This is a genomic window from Marinobacterium sp. LSUCC0821 (assembly GCF_012848475.1).
GTDB lineage: Bacteria > Pseudomonadota > Gammaproteobacteria > Pseudomonadales > Balneatricaceae > Marinobacterium_E.
Window position 1 is genome coordinate 1,225,782 of the sequence record NZ_CP051666.1, and the last position, 18,260, is coordinate 1,244,041.

An 18,260-nucleotide genomic window follows, 5' to 3' on the forward strand; every position below is an offset into this window, starting at 1 on the left:
TGGTTATTAACAGCACACTATAAAGCAAAAGCTAGGTTGTTCCTAGCTAATGCCTGAAAAAATATTCAGCTAGCGTTCAGCGTCTCGCATAGGTTGGGATATCAAGGTAATCAAGGTCCATATACGGATCTTCCTTAACCGGTTTATGCAGAAGAGCTTCAACACAACGCGGTTTTAGAATCTCTGGCAACTCAAGATTATCCAGGTTCAATTTAGGCTTAGCCTGTACATTGTCAACGACGACTGTCGGCTGTACCTGAATAGTTTCACGAGCACTCAAACCTGTCGCAACAACAGTCACTTTAACTCGATCTTCGAGGCTAGGATCTATCACCGTACCCACAACCACCGTGGCGTCATCGGCTGCATATTCAGCGATCAAATCCCCCACTTCGGCAAACTCTCCCAAACTTAGATCATCATTGGCTGCAATATTTACCAATACACCGCGTGCACCTTTAAGATCCACACCTTCTAAGAGAGGACTATTAATCGCTTGCTCGGTTGCAAGAGCCGCGCGGTTATCGCCTTTAGCAATTCCAGTACCCATCATCGATAGGCCCGACTCTGACATCACCGTGCGCACATCAGCGAAGTCGACGTTAATCATACCTGGACGAGTAATTAGGTCAGATATACCTGATACTGCACCGTTTAAAACTTCATTGGCAGCTGCAAAAGCTTTCAAAAGACTTGTTTTAGCACCAAGAACATCGAGCAATTTTGCGTTTGGCACGACAATCAACGAATCAACCACTTCACGCAATTCAGCAATACCCTGCTCCGCGATGGCCATTCGTTTCTTACCTTCAAATGGGAAAGGTTTGGTTACCACAGCCACAGCCAGTGCTCCCACCTCTTTTGCAACTTCAGCTACAATAGGTGCGGCACCCGTTCCAGTTCCACCACCCATACCAGCGGTGATGAAGACCATATCTGCTCCGTCAAGGGCTTCACGAATCGCTTCACGACTCTCCAGTGCTGCTTCACGGCCTACATCTGGATTAGCTCCAGCACCCAGACCATTGGTCGTATCACGTCCAATATGAAGTGGCGCACTTAAACCGGTTTTGGTTAGGGCCTGTGCATCGGTATTGGCACAGATAAACTCCACACCTTCCATAAAGCTCGTACGCATGTGCGCAACAGCGTTACCGCCACCGCCACCAACGCCGATCACTTTAATGCGAGCACCTTCTGCCGCTTGATCAATTAATTGAAACATCTTCTCTCCCCCTTCGGCTCGCCTCCCCAGGCAATCCGATTGAATATTTGCAATACACTCCCAGATTCTTATGACTGGGTCGTGCGAATTAACTTAGGATTTACGAAGCTTTAGCCCCGTTTCCCGAACTCTTTTTCCATTTAACTGCCACACCATTGGTGTAACGAATATCGACTTCATCTATCTCTTCAGCTCGGCTCATTAATTGCGCTTCATAGACCTGGATAAAGCGACGCAATCTCGGCATTAGATCATCACGACCCGCTACCACTTTGACACCGTTATTTAGCTTGAGTGTCCATGCACCACGAGGTTCTAACTCGAGTCCTGCTAACTGAATTCCTGATCGAATAAATAGCGAATTTAGATCTCTAAACTGTTGCATTACGCGAACCGTTTCGTGTGATGGCCCTGTCAGTACAGGTAGCGTTTGATACTCCTGCAAACGCTCTGGCCAGAAAATATCACCCTGATGGTTAAGCAATCCCCGCGTTCCCCAACGAGCAACCGGAACCTCTTCAACTAGATCGATTCGTAGTGCTGGCGGCCAAGTTCTAGTTACATGTGCATCGTTAATCCAAGGCTCCTCTAAAAGTCGCTCTTGAATCTGCTGTAGATCAAGATCTAGAAGTCTTGCATCAATATTTCCAGCCACCTGTGCAGCCACTGCATGCTTACTAATGTGTCGTGTTGCACCCTCTACAGCGACAGTTTGTATCGGCTGATTGATCCAACCGCGGTACTCACGCAATGCACTTAGCATCAGTGCCAAAATGACGCCACATACTGTAACAACCAACAATGGACGCCAGATCCACTCGCTCTCTAGAGCTACGTTAGCTTCTACAAAAATGTCAGCGCCTTCGAAGAGAATAGGCTCATTGGTTTTAACGCTTCTCTTGGACACGCGAGACTCGTCAACAGCAACTTCAGTTGCAGGTGCAGGCTCTTTTTTCCAAGGAAAGTTAAATTTCATCTATCAACTCTTACAAAAGCGCACTTATCAACATTCAGAGCTCTTTGAGCCCAACAAAATCTCGACACAGAGCTCGCTAAAACTTAGTCCTGTCGCTTTAGCAGCCATGGGTACCAAACTGTGGTCGGTCATACCAGGAGCTGTGTTCACCTCTAGCAACTGGAACTGACCTGCTTCATCCATCATAAGATCGATTCGACCCCAACCTTGGCAGCCAATTACTGCAAATGCCTCTTCAACTAGGCGCTGCATCGCCTCTACTTGCTCGGCAGTTAAGCCTGTATCAAAAAGGTATTGAGTATCATTCGCCTGATACTTGGCATCAAAATCGTAAAAGGCATGTGAGGTCACAAGGCGAATCACTGGCAGTGCACGCCCATTCAACATTGCCACTGTAAATTCAGGGCCATTCACCCACTGCTCGGCTATAACGCGGCTGTCGTAACGAGATGCCTCTTGAAAGGCCTTTTCTAACTGCTCAGCAGATGTCACACGGCTCATACCAATACTAGAGCCTTCATTAGCAGGCTTAACCATGAGTGGCAGCCCTAGATCCTCTGCGATCTGGGCAAAGTCGCTATCGGGGCAGAGTGATGCATAACCCGGTGTTGGAAGGCCTGCACCAATCCACAACTGTTTAGTACGCATCTTATCCATGCCCACGGCGGAGGCAGCCACACCACTTCCTGTGTAGGGTTTGTTTATAAGTTCGAGTGCTCCCTGTAACTGGCCATCTTCACCGCCAGGTCCATGCACAATCAAAAAGGCACGATCAAACTCTGTCTCAATAAGCTGTGACAAGGGGTTAGCACCCTCACCGGTCAGATCCAGTGCAAAGGCATCTACACCTGCCTCTAAAAGCCCTTTCAAAACTTCAGCACCGCTTCGAAGAGAGACCTCACGCTCAGCTGAGTTGCCGCCCATGATCACGGCCACTCGACCGAGGGATTTAATTTCGTTCAATTGGTAACGCATCATTCAGCTCCTTCTGAAATCCACTGTTCACGCAGTTGATGAGCAAGGGTGGTAATGTTACCTGCCCCCTGTGTCAGCAGTAGATCACCCGGCTTAAGAAGCGCTTTAAGCTCTGAGCCGATCATCTCGGTATTTTCCACAAAAATTGGCTCTTTACCTCGTTGGCGAAGACTGCGGCACAAAGAGCGCGTATCAGCACCAGGAATGGGATCTTCACCGGCTGCATACACATCCAGCAACAACAGCTGTTCTGGGCGCTGTAACACCTGTACAAAATCTTCGTAGAGATCACGTGTGCGTGTGTATCGATGTGGCTGATAGACCATCACCAATCGACGTCCAGGCCAACCCTCTTCAATCGCGCTTATAACCGCTTGCACCTCTCGAGGGTGATGTCCATAGTCATCAACAAGAGTCACTGAGCCACCCTCAACTGGCAGTTCACCCAACACCTGGAAGCGACGTCCTACACCTTCGAATTTTTCAAGGGCACGACAGATTGCACCATCATCAATCTCTTCGTCAGTAGCAACGGCAATAGCCGCTAAAGCATTAAGAACGTTATGACGGCCAGGCATATTCAGGCAGACATTTAATTCACTCAAACCATTAGGGCGACGCACTTTAAAACAACTCTGCAGGCCATTCTGTTTCAAATCGTAGGCAACAAAATCTGCATCCTCACTGAAACCATAAGTCAGCATCGGACGACCAATATCAGGCATTAACTCACGAACAACTGGGTCATCCGCACAGAGGACAGCCAATCCGTAAAATGGGAGGTTCTGGAGGAATCGTATAAATGTCTGCTTAAGCTTGCCGAAGTCACCTTCGTAGGTCTCCATATGATCGGCATCGATATTGGTGACAATTGCAACCATCGGCTGCAAGTGAAGGAATGAAGCATCAGACTCATCTGCTTCAGCCACCAGATAGCGACTACGGCCAAGCTGTGCATTGGTTCCGGCACTCGTCAAACGTCCGCCTATAACAAAAGTTGGGTCCTGGTTAGCTTCAGCCAAAATCGATGCAACCAGACTTGTCGTGGTCGTTTTACCGTGGGTACCAGCAACCGCGATACCATGACGGTAGCGCATCAACTCTGCCAACATCTCGGCACGGCGTACAATCGGAATCAGTAACTCTTTTGCACGTGCCACTTCTGGGTTGGTCTTATCCACTGCAGTTGATGTGACTAGTACATCGATTCCTTCAATATTCTCTTCAGCATGACCGATAAAGATTTTCGCACCGAGAGATTTGAGGCGATTCGTCACTGCTGATTCACGAATATCAGAACCAGAGATTGTATACCCTTGGTTTAAAAGTACCTCTGCGATACCGCACATACCGACACCGCCAATACCCACAAAGTGAATACTGCGAATGCGACGCATCTCTGGAACTTCGTACTCTGTACGGTGACCTGCTTTAGGGCTCATTTCGCCACCTCCACACAAATTCGAGCAACCTTTGCTGTTGCACTAGGCTTACCCTGCTCTCTAGCTCGCTCAGCCATAACAGCTAGATGCTCGCGAGAGCTATGTTTATCAATCCACTGAGCTAGACGCTCAGCGCTCAAATCTTTCTGTTGAATCAAATCTGCAGCACCCGCATCAACTAGGTACTGAGCATTAGCCGTTTGATGATCATCAACGGCATGTGGAAACGGAATAAACAGTGCTGGCACACCTGCAATCGCAATCTCTGAAACGGTCAAAGCTCCCGCTCTACAGATAACAAGGTCTGCCCAAGCGTAAGCCTCATCCATCTTCTCGATATAGGGAACAACACGCCCAGTTAAGCCAAGTCCCTCATATCTTTTAGCTGTCGCATCAAAATGGTTAGGGCCCGTTTGATGCCAAACCTCAGGACGTACTGACTGTTCAATTTGTGCAAGAGCTTGTGGCATCACTTCGTTAATTGCTTGGGCGCCCAGACTTCCACCAACCACAAGCACTTTAATTGCGCCAACATGCTGACTAAAACGCTCTTGAGGACTCTGCATCTGCAAAATAGGACCGCGTATTGGATTACCAACAATCTCCCCCTGAACCCCATCTTTAAAAGCATTCGGAAAAGCTTGCAGAATGCGTGACGCAAAGCGGCGCGACAGAGAGTTTGTCATTCCAGCAACAGCGTTTTGCTCATGTATGACGAGAGGGGTTTTTGTCAGCCAAGCTGCAAATGCGCCAGGCCCAGAGGCAAAGCCACCCATACCTAACACAACATCTGGCTTAACCTTACGAACAACTTTGAAAGCCTGCCAAATCGCTCGGGTCAAATTGATAGGAGCCATCAGAAGACTGAGCTTACCCTTACCTCGGAGCCCCTGAACTGCAATTGCGTGAAGTTTGATACCAGCTTCAGGAACGACACGATTCTCGATACCGCGAACGCTGCCGAGCCACTCCACAGCATGTTGTTGATCACTAAGTAGATCCGCTACTGCCAACGCAGGATATACATGGCCTCCAGTACCGCCGGCCATTATGAGAATACGCTTAATGTTAGACATTCAACGCTCCTCCACTCCAACGTGCCCAAAAGCGAGACCAACGAGTCACCTTAGGTTGCACACCTAGGCGTTCGCGCTTCAATTCAAGATCTACGCGTTGCACGATTGCAATCATGGCAGCGCAGATAACAAGTGAGGAGCCGCCGTAACTCATAAGCGGCAGTGTCAGACCCTTGGTTGGCAAAGCACCCACGTTCACACCGATATTAATCATCGCCTGGCCCGCCAAAATAAATGCAAAACCGTAAGAGATGTAACCCATGAAAAAGCGCTGTTGTTTCTCTGCCTGACGGCCGATCAAGAACATCCGTGCGATAAGAACCACGTAGAGCAGTACAACAATCATTGCACCAAACAACCCCAACTCCTCAGCCAATACTGAGTAGACGAAGTCCGTGTGTGCTTCAGGCAGATAGAATAGTTTTTGGATACTGTTACCTAACCCAGCACCAAACCACTCTCCACGACCGAAAGCGATTTGTGCTTGTGATAGCTGATATCCTGCCCCATAAGGGTCGGCCCAAGGGTCTAGGAAGTTTTGTAGACGCTTCAATCGATACTCTTGTGTAACCGCGAGCGCGCCTACTAGGGTAGTTACGATACTGACTACCGTTACAAGCTGGAGTAGACGCATACCGCCCAAGAAGATCATCCCCATCACAGTGGCTGTGATGACGACAATTGAACCGTAGTCAGGCTCTAGATAGAGAACAAACAGATAGAACGCCAAAGGAATAGCTGGTTTCACCACACCCGCCCAGGTAGAGCGCACTTCATGCAGACGGCGAACCAAGTACCCTGAAATGAACATCACCATACATACTTTGGCAACTTCCGATGCCTGCAGGTTAAAGCCACCTAGACCAATCCAGCGACGGCTACCATTTACCTCACGACCGATGCCAGGAATCAAAACCACAACCAAGAGCAGAAAACCGATCACAAGCAGCCAAACAGAGAATCGCTCCCAAATATGAATAGGAATACGAACAACGAACACGGCAACCGCGATAGCCAATAGAACGAAGAAGCCATGTCGGAAGATAAAGAAGAATGCACCACCAAAGTTCTCAGCGGCAACATCCATAGAAGCTGAAGAGATCATCACCAATCCAGTCAGCATAAGCGCCAACGTACTGATCAACAGCAATGGATCAAATGGCAGAGTTCCTTGCGGTACACGTAGTTCAGTTGGAAGCTCAAACTGCGGAAGTTTTGGGAGCGATAGCTTCATTTAGCCACCTCCGAGACAGCAGCAACATACTGTCGGCCGCGATCTTCAAAACCCTTGAACATGTCAAAACTTGCACAAGCTGGAGAGAGCAATACTAGATCTCCGGCACACGCTTGCTCGTTAGCAACTCTGACAGCATCTGTGATCGACTCTGCAAATAGAGTGTTTTCAAAAGCGAGGTCATTAGCAAGCAGGTTTGCATCTTCGCCAATTAAGATAAGTGATTTTAGGTAGCGATCTGTTGCCGCTTTGAGTTCTCCAAACTGCTGACCTTTCGCCTGCCCGCCTGCAATTAAAATCAACTTAGCGTCATCTACTAGAGTTTCACCCAAGCCTTGTACAGCGGCCAGAGTAGCTCCCAAGTTTGTCCCTTTAGAGTCGTTAAACCAGGCGACACCATCGGTTTCAGCTACCCACTGACAGCGATGTTCGAGACCAGCAAAATTGCGCAGCGTCGACAACATGGAGTCCAGATTGAAACCTTGCGAAGCACCTAAAGCCAAAGCGGCAAGCGCGTTGGCTTCATTGTGTGTACCACGCATCTTCATCTCAGATACCGCCATCAGAGGCTTTGCACCTAGCGCTAGATAACGCTCACCATCTCTCTCTAAAATTCCATATTGTTTAAGATCGGGCGCGCTCAAGCCGAAAGTGACAACTGTGGTAGTTGAAGGAACTAGCGGACGTGTCAAAGGATCATCACGATTAACTACCGCAGTGCTGCAGTGACGGTAGACACGCTGCTTAGCTTGGTGATAGTCAGCCATACCCTGATATCGATCCATATGATCTGCCGATAGATTCAATACCGTTGCAGCTGACGGTCGAAGATCGTGTGTCGTCTCAAGCTGGAAGCTCGAAAGTTCTAAAACGTAAAGTTGCGCTTCAGGTTTTGCCAACAGATCCAAAACTGGGATACCGATATTGCCGCCAATTTCACACTGAATACCTGCATCATTGGCCATCTGACCAACGAGAGTTGTCACTGTGCTTTTCCCGTTAGATCCCGTAATGGCAACGATTGGTGCTTTCACTTCACGCGCAAAGAGATCGATATCTCCAATCAAACGGGCGCCAGCATCCTGTGCACCTCGTATCGCAGGCTGATCTTTTGCAACACCGGGACTAATCACCAACTCGGTTGCCTGAGATAACCATGCGTTATCAAGCGGGCCAGTTTTGAGCTCAACCTCTGGGAACTCTGATCGGAATAGATCGAGTGCAGCACCCTCGAGACGCGTATCACAGGCAGCAAAAGACAAACCGCGCGATGTAAGATAGCGCGCAATGCTTTGGCCCGTTTGTCCAACACCAATAATGATGCGGAACTGATCGCTCGTAATGAGTGACACTCTCTCTATCTCCTATCGAATCTTCAACGACGCAAGGCCGATCAGAACAAGTACAAAAGTGATGATCCAGAAGCGGACAATGACACGCGGTTCCGGCCAACCTTTCAATTCAAAGTGGTGGTGAATAGGAGCCATTCTGAAGATACGACGACCCGTCAGTTTAAAAGATGCAACCTGCAAAATAACTGAGACGGTTTCCAACACGAAAATACCGCCCATGATGAATAGGATCAGCTCTTGGCGAACAATGACAGCCACCACACCCAGCGCTGCACCGAGAGCCAACGCACCTACATCCCCCATGAAAACCATCGCTGGGTAGGTATTGAACCAAAGGAAGCCAAGACCAGCACCGATGATTGCCCCTAGGAAGATAATCAGTTCACCGGAACCTGCGATGTAAGGGATATTTAGGTACTCAGCAAATTTCACGTGACCGGTTAGGTATGCAAAAATTGCCAGAGCACCAGCCACCATAACCGTTGGCAGAATAGCTAGCCCATCCAATCCATCCGTTAAGTTGACTGCGTTTGAGCTACCTACAATGACAAAGTAAACGAAAGGTATGAACAGAATACCTAGTGTAATGGCAGTATCTTTTACGAATGGAATAAGAAGCGCCGTCTCCTCTGGGGTATCAGCAACCCAATAGAGAGCAACTGCAGCCGCTGCACCACCCACTGATTGCCATAGATATTTCCAGCGAGCAGGTAGACCACGAGAGTCTTTTTCAACGACCTTGCGCCAATCATCAACCCAGCCCACAGCACCAAAGACCAGTAGCACAAAAAGAGTGATCCAAACATACGGGTTTGCAAGATCCGACCACAACAGTGTACTGGTTAGAATCGCAAGGATAATTAAACCACCACCCATGGTTGGAGTTCCAGCCTTACTGAGGTGCGATTCAGGACCATCATTGCGAACCGCTTGGCCAATCTGTTTTATCTGTAATTTTCTAATCAGATAAGGTCCCATCAGCAGAGCCATCGCCAAGGCCGTTAAGACTCCCATGATGCCGCGCAGTGTGATGTAACGGAAAACGTTAAAGCCACTGAAGTACTGAGACAGGTAGTCAGCTAAATAGATCAACATGCTGTTTCTTCCATATTAAGCAGAGCTGTAACGACACGATCCATCGCTGCGCTCCTTGAACCTTTTACTAGAATTGCGCTGTTCGGCGGAATATCAGCCAACAGCGCTCGAATTAACTCTTCCTGAGAGTCGTAGTGATTAGCACCAATACCAAAGGCATCAACGGCGTAGGCCATCAACCTGCCCACTGCGTAGAGCGATGAAACACCATGAGCTGCAGCGTATGCTCCGATCTGAGCATGTAGCGCTTTCTCTTTAGCGCCTAGCTCTGCCATATCCCCTAACACCAGCAAGGTGGCACCCTTTAGATTCTTAAGTGCATCAATTGCGGCACGCATGGATGAAGGGTTAGCGTTATAAGAATCATCAATCAGGCGCACACCATTCGAGAGCTGATGCACTTGCAAGCGACCCTTGAATCCACGATAGGTTTCAACCGCGGCGATACCCTTTTCAATCGGAAGCTCGAGTGCGTACCAAGCGGCAAGGGCGGCAAGGGCATTAGCGACCATGTGACGTCCCATCACGTTTAATGAGATTGGGTAGATTTGACCATCAACAGCAAGATCAAAACCAAAGCAGCCAGCAGCATTTGCCGATAGAATGCTCGCCTTCAAATCAGCATCTGCATCGATCGCAAACGTCACAGCGTCACGATTTAACTCTGATAACTTCTTGAGCCAAATTTCAGCAAAAGGCGAATCAGCATTAACAACTCCAGTACCACCTTCAACTAAGCCCTCAAAAATCTCGGACTTAGCTTGGACAATGTTCTCAAGTGAACCGAAGCCATCAAGATGCGCTTCAAGTGCATTATTAAGAATCGCAACCTGCGGCTGGGTAGCCGAAACAGTATGAGCGATCTCTCCGACAGCGCTCGCGCCTAACTCAATCACTGCATACTGATGAGCTGGAGTAATATCTAAAAGGGTTAATGGCGCACCAATATCGTTATTCAAGTTGCCTTGGGTAGCGAGTGTCTCCCCCAAGCCACCAAACATAACAGCAAGCATCTCTTTAACGCTGGTCTTGCCAGCACTTCCGGTCACTGCAACAACATTTCCAGCGAAGAGTGAACGATTAAACTGGCCTAATTTTGCTAGCGCTGCACGGGTATCAGTAACAACCAATTGCGATGCGCTTGTCGAAGATCGCGCTGACACAACTACTGCTTTGACACCAGATGAGACTACTTGGTCAACAAACTGATGCGCATCGAAACGCTCGCCCTTCAGAGCAACAAAAAGATCACCCTCTTTAGCGATGCGACTATCAGTGATAACACGATCAACTTGCTGATCCGAACCAACAAGTTCTGCACCAATGAAATCAGCTAACTCATTTAGAGAGAAGGTTCTAATCACAACCAACCTCCCGCCGCCAATGCACGTCTAGCTTGAGCCTGGTCAGAAAAAGGCAGGCGTTCGCCATTAATCTCTTGATACTCCTCATGCCCCTTACCAGCCAGCAGGACGATGTCACCCTCATTCGCTGCCGCAATTGCCAGGTCTATCGCATCGGCACGGCCGAGCACTTGCTTAACCGATTCCTGCGAAGCAAAACCAGTCATGATCTGATCGACGATAGCCTGCGGGTTTTCAGTACGTGGGTTATCACTGGTCACCCAGACTGAATCAGCATAAGAAGCGGCTACTTGTGCCATGAGGGGACGTTTACCCTGATCCCTATCGCCACCACAACCAAACAGCACACTAACAGCGCCATCTTTAAGATGCTCGCGACAGGCAAGCAAAGCCTTTTCAAGAGCATCTGGGGTGTGTGCGTAATCAACAATTACAATTGGTCCCTGCTTAACCTCTATCAACTCCATACGACCTGGAACCGATTTCAATTGAGTTGCAGCACGCTCAATATCACTGATTTCGAATCCAAGAAGTTTCAATGAGGCAACTGCCAACAGAAGATTGGCGACGTTAAAACTGCCCATGAGTGGAACATCCAAGCGTGCGATTTCACCCGCCAAATTGAACTCAAGAGATAGACCATCTGGACGAAAGGCATGGCTAGCCAGATGCGCCCAGGCGCTCTGATTCGTGGTTGAAAAACCCACTCGCTGCTGTTCAGTCGATTCATCTAACAGTGCCTGCGTAACCAGATCATCGGCATTTACTATTTGTAGTGGCACTGCATAGTCACGGAACAGCCTAGCTTTTGCTGCCGCGTACGCATCCATAGTGCCGTGGTAATCAAGGTGATCACGGGTAAGATTTGTGTAACCAACGAGATCAAACGCGACCTGATCGATACGCCCTTGTTCAATCGCGTGGCTAGAGACCTCCATCACCACATGAGTTGCACCTTCAGACCGAAGCGTTGCCAAGGTTCTCTGAAGGAGAACAGGCTCCAAGGTGGTATGTGAAGAGCTCTCTAGCTGACCTAAAAAGCCAATACCTATAGTGCCAAGCAATGCTGCTTTTTCACCCATAGCAGTCAGTAGTTGCACCATAAAATGAGCGGTAGACGTTTTACCATTGGTGCCTGTAACACCAACAACAACCATAGTTTGGGAGGGTGAGTGATAGAAACGATCAGCCAAAGCAGAGAGTGAAAGCGCTTCGTTATCCCATGCTATAACAGGGGTAAGGTAACCCTGCTCTTTTAACTCAGCCTCAAGCAGATTTGCACTCTCTTCATTACCCTCAAGCAGGATCGCCTTCGCGCCCTTGCTTGCAGCTTGCATCGCAAACTCTGAACCTGAGTATTTAGCACCCTGACGCGCAATAAACAGCGAGCCATCTTGTGATTCACGTGAGTCTTGTGAAAGCGCATTTACTTCAACGTCAAAACTCCTTAGGCCGAAAGGCGCAAGGAGCTCATTGATATTCCAGGTTAGATTCAAGTGACTCATTTTGCCGCCACCTGAAGATCTGTCTGTTGCCAATTATCTGGCGGTACGTTCATCAACCGCAACACACCACCCATTACCCTCGAGAACACTGGGGCCGCTACTGCACCACCGTAATACTCCTGTCCTTTAGGGTTATCGACCATTACTACCATAACAATACGTGGATCGCTGATCGGTGCGACTCCCGCAAAAACAGAGATATAGGCGTCATCATCATAACCACCTGCAACAGCCTTATGCGCAGTACCCGTTTTACCACCAACGCGATAACCTTCAACCGCCGCTTTTTGTGCAGTACCTATAGGACTAACAACGGTTTCCATCATCGCTAGCACATCATTAGCAACAGTTTCTGGCATTACGCGCTCACCACGCGGCGCCTCTTTTAACTTAAATAGGGAGACAGGGTATTTGATGCCACTATTGGCAAACGGAATGTAGGCCTGAGCCAACTGCAATGGAGTAACAGATAGACCATACCCATAAGATATAGTTGCACGCTCTACCATCTGCTTTTCACTAAGGTAAGGCAGCACACCCGAACGCTCACCTGGAAAGCTCGTATTAGTAGGCTGTCCAAGACCGAAGTTATACATAAGATTACGTACCGCATCAGGCTCCATTGAGAGAGCCAATTTGGTAACACCTACGTTGCTCGACTTGGTAATAATACCGGTCATATCTAGCTCACCGTAGTTTCGGTGGTCGCGAATAGAGGCACCCTTAACACGTATATAACCTGGTGATGTATCAAGCACATCATCAAGCTTGTACTGACCGCTCATGAGAGCCGCAGCAACGGTGATAGGCTTCATTGTTGAGCCAGGTTCAAAAATATCAGTCACTGCACGATTACGCAGGCCGTTCGGATCAAGATTGGCACGATCATTAGGGTTGTAAGATGGCTGATTAACCAGAGCCAAAACTTCACCCGTGCGGGCATCTAAAACAACCGCCGATGCCGCATCCGCTTTATGGGTTTGTACCGCATCTTTCAGCTCACGGTATGCAAGATACTGCAATCGCAAATCGATGCTTAGCTGCACTTCATCGCCAGGTGCTGCATCCTGCAATGACTGAAGGTGTTTAATCGTTCTACCCTTGCGATCCTGCAGTACTAGAGCACGACCTGGCTCACCATGCAGCGATTCATTCAACGCAAGCTCCAGCCCCTCTTGCCCCTCACCATCGACGTTCGTAAAACCCACAAGATGCGTAGTCACTTCACCTGCTGGGTAGAAGCGATGGAAGGTTTGATCAACATGAATACCGCGAATATTGAGTTCATCCACACGCTCTGCCAATTCAGGGGTCACCTTACGTTTTAAATACATAAAGCGACGCGTTGCGTTGTCACGCAAAGAGGCGTTCAAAGAGGCCGGGTTTATACTGAGGATTCTTGCTAATTGCTGAAGGTTTGCATCCTGTAGATCTGTCTCTTTAGGATCTGCCCAGATGGTGGCTACAGGCGCGCTTACCGCTAGCGGCTCACCGTTACGATCACTAATCAGACCACGATGTGCTGGAGTAAGGCGTGTACGAATCGAACGCGCATCACCCTGTTTCTGAAGGAATGCCTGTTCTGCTGTGTAGAGAGAGACCATTTTCGAGACAATCGCGCCAGAGACCAAAACCAAAGCCCCAAATACGATCCAGAGGCGCCAACCTTTTGCCGCCTGTGTCTGCACGATGGCCTCTTCACTCATGAATAGCCAACCTTATCTCTTTAGGCTGCGGTATCTTCATATCAAGCTTTTGGGCTGCCAAAACTTCGACACGGTTATTTGCACCCCACGCAGACTGCTCAAGGAGCAACTGCCCCCACTCAATTCGCATCTCATCACTTTGCCGCAGCAGTACTTGATACTGGTTGAATAGGCGTCGGTAGTCGTAGGCCGTATAAATAACAGCCATAGATGAGCTCAAAATAAATAGCGTTAGAAGAAACCCTGAAACCAGCGGTGCGAAGAGCTGCCCCATCTCAACCATGGGTAGATCAGCCTCAACTGACTTCTCAGCCGAGAACTTAGGAAGAGAAACACCCAATTTCATTTGAGCTTCTCCGCTACACGCATCACCGCAGAACGAGAACGCGGATTATCACCCACCTCCTCTTTACCTGCTTTAATTGCCTTACCAATCGCTTTCAAGCGCTGATTGAGCATATCTTGGGTAACAGGAATTCCTGGCGGAAGATGTTCATCCCCCTTAACGTAGGTACGGATGAATCGTTTAACAATGCGATCTTCTAGGGAGTGGAAGCTGATCACAGCTAAACGACCACCAACCGCAAGCACCTCAAGGCTTTGATCAAGCACCCGCTCGACATCCTCAAGCTCACGATTGATATGAATACGAATCCCTTGAAAGGCACGAGTGGCGGGGTTTTTGCCTTTCTCCCACTTAGGGTTCGCTTCAGCGATAATTGATGAGAGACGAGCTGTTGTGGTAATTGGGGTTTGCTCTCTCTCACGCACAATTGCAGCCGCCATGCGACGACCAAAACGCTCTTCACCATAGGTAAAAAGCACATCTGCAATCTCTTTCTCAGTAGCACTATTCACCCACTCAGCAGCACTCTGCCCCTGAGCAGTATTCATGCGCATATCTAGCGGGCCATCGTGCTGAAAACTAAAACCACGCTTAGGATCATCGATCTGGGGCGAACTCACACCCAAATCCATCAACACACCATCAATTTGACCAACTAGACCGCGCGCTTCAATAAACTGCTCTAGCTCCGCAAAAGATCCATGCTCAATTGAGAAACGCGGCTCATCTGCAAAGCGCTGATGAGCGAAGGCGATCGCCTCGGGATCTTTATCAATGGCAATCAAGCGTCCTTGCGGGCCGAGACGATCAAGAATAAGCGCACTATGGCCGCCGCGACCAAAGGTACAGTCAACATAGATTCCATTAGGATTTTGTACTAGAGAATCGACCGCCTCATTTAGGAGGACAGTGATGTGTTTGAACTGATCACTCACCGTACCGCTCCTATAGCGACAGGGTTAGCAGATCTTCCGGCAAAGCAACCGCTTCATCGTTCTCTGCAAGATAGAGATCACGAGCACTATTCCACTGCTCTTCACCCCAGATCTCAAACTTACGCCCCTGCCCAAGAAGCACCAACTTCTTGTCCATCTGAGCGTATTCACGAAGAGGTTGTGGTAACAATAGGCGGCCGCTCGAATCCAGATCAATATCAGTCGCATGACCAATCAAAAGACGCTGAATTCGGCGAGCCGCCGGGTTAAAGCTAGGTAAGGCATCAATCTTCTTCTCAATCGCTTCCCATTCAGGAAGAGGATAGAGAAGCAGACAACGAGTCTCTGTATCGATAGTAGCTACTAATTGATTCTCGCAGCAGTCTGCAATCTGATCGCGATAGCGTGCCGGCAAAGCCATGCGCCCTTTCGCATCCAGATTGATTTTATTGACTCCACGGAACATTCACTACCACTCCTGTCAGTGACGCCTCGGAGGGTGATCTATGCCACCACTCCCGTGAAGAACTTGCTCCCCCAGCTCATTCTCCACATTGACCCACTTTAACCCACTTTTTACCACTCATCGCCACTATAGCTCCACAAACAACAGTTTGCAACTATCGTTTTGTGGACTGAGCGCAGGTAGAAAGACGAATCAATCGCGGCTTAGCGATAACGCCAATGAGCTCATACCTTGGGACTACGGAACAAATTTAAAACGAAGCTCGACTGTAGGAGTGCATTACCCAAAGGGTAAGCCGCGACTAACTAGCCAAGGCGAGTTGCCTGTCTTGCAGCTTTTCCAGAGAATGATGTGACATATAAAGAAGATGGCAGACTTAAAGCCTGCCATCTTCTTCTACAAATTTGATATTAGAATCAGAGATCAACAAACCAAATTGCTTGGCTCACCTTTATTGAAGTTGTTGATATGAGAAATCACCTGATCCCAAAGCGTCTGCATAGCCTCTTCACTAGCCCAAGCAACATGAGGTGTCACTATGACATTTGGACGAGTCAGTATTTTATGGAACGGGTGATCATCACTAATCGGCTCACTGGTTAAACAGTCGAATCCAGCCGCTGCTATTTGATCGCTCTCAATCGCATCAACCAGCGCTTGCTCATTAACCAAACCGCCACGACCTGCATTTATAAGAATCGGCTTACGATCCATCTTAGCAAACTCGGTAGCTCCAATAAGATCACGAGTTTCCGGTGTTAATGGACAGTTGAGGGTAATGACATCACTCTCTTTTAAGAACTGTTCAAAAGCCACATACCCAGCAGGCGGGGTATCCATCCCTTTACGACCAGCATAGATGACACGCATACCCAACGCCTCACCCAAACGACCGATCGAACTACCAATAGCACCTCGCCCAACCACACCCAGAGTAGAACCGGACAAATCTTTAATTGGGTGATTAAAAAAACAGAATTGCGCAGCTTTTTGCCACTCGCCCGCGATCACATCTTCTCGATAGGGAACAATCGAACGACGCAGTGCAAACATCAACGCCAGCACATGCTCGGGAACTGTATTTACCGCGTAACCACGAACATTGGATACCACAACACCCAGCTCACGACAGGCCTCAACATCAATCACATCGTAACCAGTTGCAGCTACAGCTATCATTTTAAGATTTGGCAACCGCTCTAACGCTTCGCGCCTAACAGGCACCTTATTAGTGATCGCAATCGTAGCGCCAGCAAGGCGCTCTACCACCTGATCTTGCTGAGTACGATCATATTCAATCCAGTCATGATCAAATTCTGGACGAGTGATATTGACCGTTGGGCCCAGCGTCGATCGATCCAAAAAGACAACTCTAAAACTCATATCACCCCCTGACTCAAAAAATCTCAGTTCAACCTAAATCAACAATAGGATCCTGAAGCAGACGGGCTGTTCCAGTCGCCTGTAAGACCTCGATTTCAGAAATACCCTTAGAGACCGACTCTGAATCAACCAACATTTCAAAACGCAAAGAGAAGCGTTTAGTTTCGCCAGCAGCAATCGTTGGCACCAATCCTAACTCACGCTGCAAAGAACGGTTGTAAGCAAAACTTGTACCCGGCTCCAAACCAACTACATACCCCTCTTTTAAGGTATCGGTATTCTTCCAAAGGGTCATCACAGGAAGGGTTTCAGTATCAAAACCCACCTTAATAGCCTTATCCTTGGATGCACCGTGCAACATAGCCCAGCCCCACCCATCCTTATCAGAGAGAGGCTTGATATTGAAAACTTGCTCGCCAAAATCCAAGGTCGGCGCAGGCATATCACTCCAAGAATCCAAGCCCTCAGCCGCATCACGATTAAATGGTGACAGCTCCTCATGAGCAACAAGGACCTTAGCCCCCTCTTCCAGCAGAGGTGTACCAAAGTTGTTGTGATAGATAACCTGATATTCAGAGCTGTAATCACTGCGGTTCGTTAATTCATCAACAAGTTCTATGCAATTAGAGCCAGGCGTGATGTGCAGATGCATCCAAACTTCAAAATCAGTGCGCTTAAAACAACGCTCATCAACACGGCCTGACAAGGTCACCCGGTAAGGCGGAGTATCTTCCACATGCAACCTTACTATTGAGGCGGGAGTATTTTGAATGCGACCATGCAGAGTTAACATCTCACCCTGATCTGAACCACTGTGCCCGGCCCACTGGTAACCACAACGAGTTACCATCTCATTGAAACCTTCCAACCAACCAGTACCGTTAAATGCCTCAAGATTGATGAAAGCTGGGTTAACAATCTCTTTAACAGGGGAATCCCAACCGAAGCGAACCCCAGCATGACAAGCATCAATTACACCCATGCCCCGCGTTGGCGATACGCGCAACGAAGTTTGGCCAACTTGAATCAGAAGAAGCTCACTACCCTCCTGCTTTCCACCAACGAGAGCCAACTGATGAAAACTAAAGCGACCTGGAAAACCCGAAGGCAGATCCTTCTCTGTTAGCGTTAAATCTGTAAGTGCAAAATTCTCTTCAGAATTTCGAATCAGCCATTCCAT

The 18,260-nt window shown here is 48.5% G+C and carries 16 protein-coding genes; all 16 read right to left on the reverse strand.

The window, feature by feature from the left end; genetic code table 11:
• Positions 1-76 precede the first annotated feature (76 nt).
• The 16 genes from ftsZ to HH196_RS05865 all read right to left on the reverse strand — a co-directional run bounded on the left by ftsZ (position 77) and on the right by HH196_RS05865 (position 18,260).
• Entirely contained in the window at positions 77-1,225 is a 1,149-nt protein-coding gene (gene ftsZ, locus HH196_RS05790; RefSeq protein WP_169451210.1) for a cell division protein FtsZ, read from the reverse strand.
• Between the two features lie 100 nt (positions 1,226-1,325).
• Positions 1,326-2,201, reverse strand: coding sequence for a cell division protein FtsQ/DivIB (locus HH196_RS05795; protein ID WP_169451211.1), 876 nt, complete (start codon positions 2,199-2,201; stop codon positions 1,326-1,328).
• A gap of 27 nt (positions 2,202-2,228) precedes the next feature.
• Entirely contained in the window at positions 2,229-3,176 is a 948-nt protein-coding gene (locus HH196_RS05800; protein ID WP_169452330.1) for a D-alanine--D-alanine ligase, read from the reverse strand.
• Complete coding sequence (gene murC / locus HH196_RS05805) at positions 3,176-4,618, reverse strand: UDP-N-acetylmuramate--L-alanine ligase (RefSeq protein WP_169451212.1); 1,443 nt, start codon at positions 4,616-4,618, stop codon at positions 3,176-3,178. Before murC ends, HH196_RS05800 begins: the two co-directional genes overlap by 1 nt.
• A complete protein-coding gene (gene murG, locus HH196_RS05810) occupies positions 4,615-5,694 on the reverse strand; it encodes an undecaprenyldiphospho-muramoylpentapeptide beta-N-acetylglucosaminyltransferase (RefSeq protein ID WP_169451213.1) in 1,080 nt (359 codons plus the stop codon). Before murG ends, murC begins: the two co-directional genes overlap by 4 nt.
• The gene (gene ftsW, locus HH196_RS05815) at positions 5,687-6,928 is read right to left on the reverse strand and encodes a putative lipid II flippase FtsW (RefSeq protein ID WP_169451214.1); all 1,242 of its coding nucleotides are present in this window, start codon (positions 6,926-6,928) and stop codon (positions 5,687-5,689) included. Before ftsW ends, murG begins: the two co-directional genes overlap by 8 nt.
• On the reverse strand, positions 6,925-8,280 hold the full coding sequence (gene murD, locus HH196_RS05820; protein ID WP_169451215.1) for a UDP-N-acetylmuramoyl-L-alanine--D-glutamate ligase: 1,356 nt from the start codon (positions 8,278-8,280) through the stop codon (positions 6,925-6,927). The genes ftsW and murD overlap by 4 nt, the downstream gene beginning before the upstream one ends.
• 12 nt (positions 8,281-8,292) lie before the next feature.
• Positions 8,293-9,375, reverse strand: coding sequence for a phospho-N-acetylmuramoyl-pentapeptide-transferase (gene mraY / locus HH196_RS05825; RefSeq protein WP_169451216.1), 1,083 nt, complete (start codon positions 9,373-9,375; stop codon positions 8,293-8,295).
• A complete protein-coding gene (murF, locus tag HH196_RS05830; RefSeq protein ID WP_211160755.1) occupies positions 9,369-10,739 on the reverse strand; it encodes a UDP-N-acetylmuramoyl-tripeptide--D-alanyl-D-alanine ligase in 1,371 nt (456 codons plus the stop codon). The genes mraY and murF overlap by 7 nt, the downstream gene beginning before the upstream one ends.
• Positions 10,736-12,244 carry a UDP-N-acetylmuramoyl-L-alanyl-D-glutamate--2,6-diaminopimelate ligase gene (locus tag HH196_RS05835; protein ID WP_169451217.1) on the reverse strand — a complete coding sequence of 503 codons (1,509 nt, stop codon included), beginning with the start codon at positions 12,242-12,244 and terminating at the stop codon, positions 10,736-10,738. Before HH196_RS05835 ends, murF begins: the two co-directional genes overlap by 4 nt.
• Positions 12,241-13,950 (reverse strand): penicillin-binding protein 2, encoded by a 1,710-nt coding sequence (locus tag HH196_RS05840; RefSeq protein WP_169451218.1) that lies wholly within the window; start codon positions 13,948-13,950, stop codon positions 12,241-12,243. The genes HH196_RS05835 and HH196_RS05840 overlap by 4 nt, the downstream gene beginning before the upstream one ends.
• Entirely contained in the window at positions 13,943-14,296 is a 354-nt protein-coding gene (gene ftsL, locus HH196_RS05845; protein WP_169451219.1) for a cell division protein FtsL, read from the reverse strand. Before ftsL ends, HH196_RS05840 begins: the two co-directional genes overlap by 8 nt.
• Complete coding sequence (gene rsmH, locus HH196_RS05850) at positions 14,293-15,231, reverse strand: 16S rRNA (cytosine(1402)-N(4))-methyltransferase RsmH (protein ID WP_169451220.1); 939 nt, start codon at positions 15,229-15,231, stop codon at positions 14,293-14,295. The genes ftsL and rsmH overlap by 4 nt, the downstream gene beginning before the upstream one ends.
• A gap of 10 nt (positions 15,232-15,241) precedes the next feature.
• On the reverse strand, positions 15,242-15,697 hold the full coding sequence (gene mraZ / locus HH196_RS05855; RefSeq protein ID WP_169451221.1) for a division/cell wall cluster transcriptional repressor MraZ: 456 nt from the start codon (positions 15,695-15,697) through the stop codon (positions 15,242-15,244).
• Positions 15,698-16,120: 423 nt separating this feature from the next.
• Entirely contained in the window at positions 16,121-17,080 is a 960-nt protein-coding gene (locus HH196_RS05860; protein WP_169451222.1) for a D-2-hydroxyacid dehydrogenase, read from the reverse strand.
• 28 nt (positions 17,081-17,108) lie between these two features.
• On the reverse strand, positions 17,109-18,260 hold the full coding sequence (locus tag HH196_RS05865; protein WP_169451223.1) for an aldose 1-epimerase family protein: 1,152 nt from the start codon (positions 18,258-18,260) through the stop codon (positions 17,109-17,111).

What these genes read in the sequence shown, in the direction of transcription:
- mraY (WP_169451216.1), bottom strand. Translation starts at nt 9,375, where the DNA reads ATGTTGATCTATTTAGCTGACTACCTGTCTCAGTACTTCAGTGGCTTT.
- mraZ (WP_169451221.1), bottom strand. Translation starts at nt 15,697, where the DNA reads ATGTTCCGTGGAGTCAATAAAATCAATCTGGATGCGAAAGGGCGCATG.
- HH196_RS05860 (WP_169451222.1), bottom strand. Translation starts at nt 17,080, where the DNA reads ATGAGTTTTAGAGTTGTCTTTTTGGATCGATCGACGCTGGGCCCAACG.
- ftsW (WP_169451214.1), bottom strand. Translation starts at nt 6,928, where the DNA reads ATGAAGCTATCGCTCCCAAAACTTCCGCAGTTTGAGCTTCCAACTGAA.
- HH196_RS05800 (WP_169452330.1), bottom strand. Translation starts at nt 3,176, where the DNA reads ATGCGTTACCAATTGAACGAAATTAAATCCCTCGGTCGAGTGGCCGTG.
- ftsZ (WP_169451210.1), bottom strand. Translation starts at nt 1,225, where the DNA reads ATGTTTCAATTAATTGATCAAGCGGCAGAAGGTGCTCGCATTAAAGTG.
- ftsL (WP_169451219.1), bottom strand. Translation starts at nt 14,296, where the DNA reads ATGAAATTGGGTGTTTCTCTTCCTAAGTTCTCGGCTGAGAAGTCAGTT.
- murG (WP_169451213.1), bottom strand. Translation starts at nt 5,694, where the DNA reads ATGTCTAACATTAAGCGTATTCTCATAATGGCCGGCGGTACTGGAGGC.
- HH196_RS05840 (WP_169451218.1), bottom strand. Translation starts at nt 13,950, where the DNA reads ATGAGTGAAGAGGCCATCGTGCAGACACAGGCGGCAAAAGGTTGGCGC.
- murC (WP_169451212.1), bottom strand. Translation starts at nt 4,618, where the DNA reads ATGAGCCCTAAAGCAGGTCACCGTACAGAGTACGAAGTTCCAGAGATG.
- HH196_RS05795 (WP_169451211.1), bottom strand. Translation starts at nt 2,201, where the DNA reads ATGAAATTTAACTTTCCTTGGAAAAAAGAGCCTGCACCTGCAACTGAA.
- HH196_RS05865 (WP_169451223.1), bottom strand. Translation starts at nt 18,260, where the DNA reads ATGGAATGGCTGATTCGAAATTCTGAAGAGAATTTTGCACTTACAGAT.
- HH196_RS05835 (WP_169451217.1), bottom strand. Translation starts at nt 12,244, where the DNA reads ATGAGTCACTTGAATCTAACCTGGAATATCAATGAGCTCCTTGCGCCT.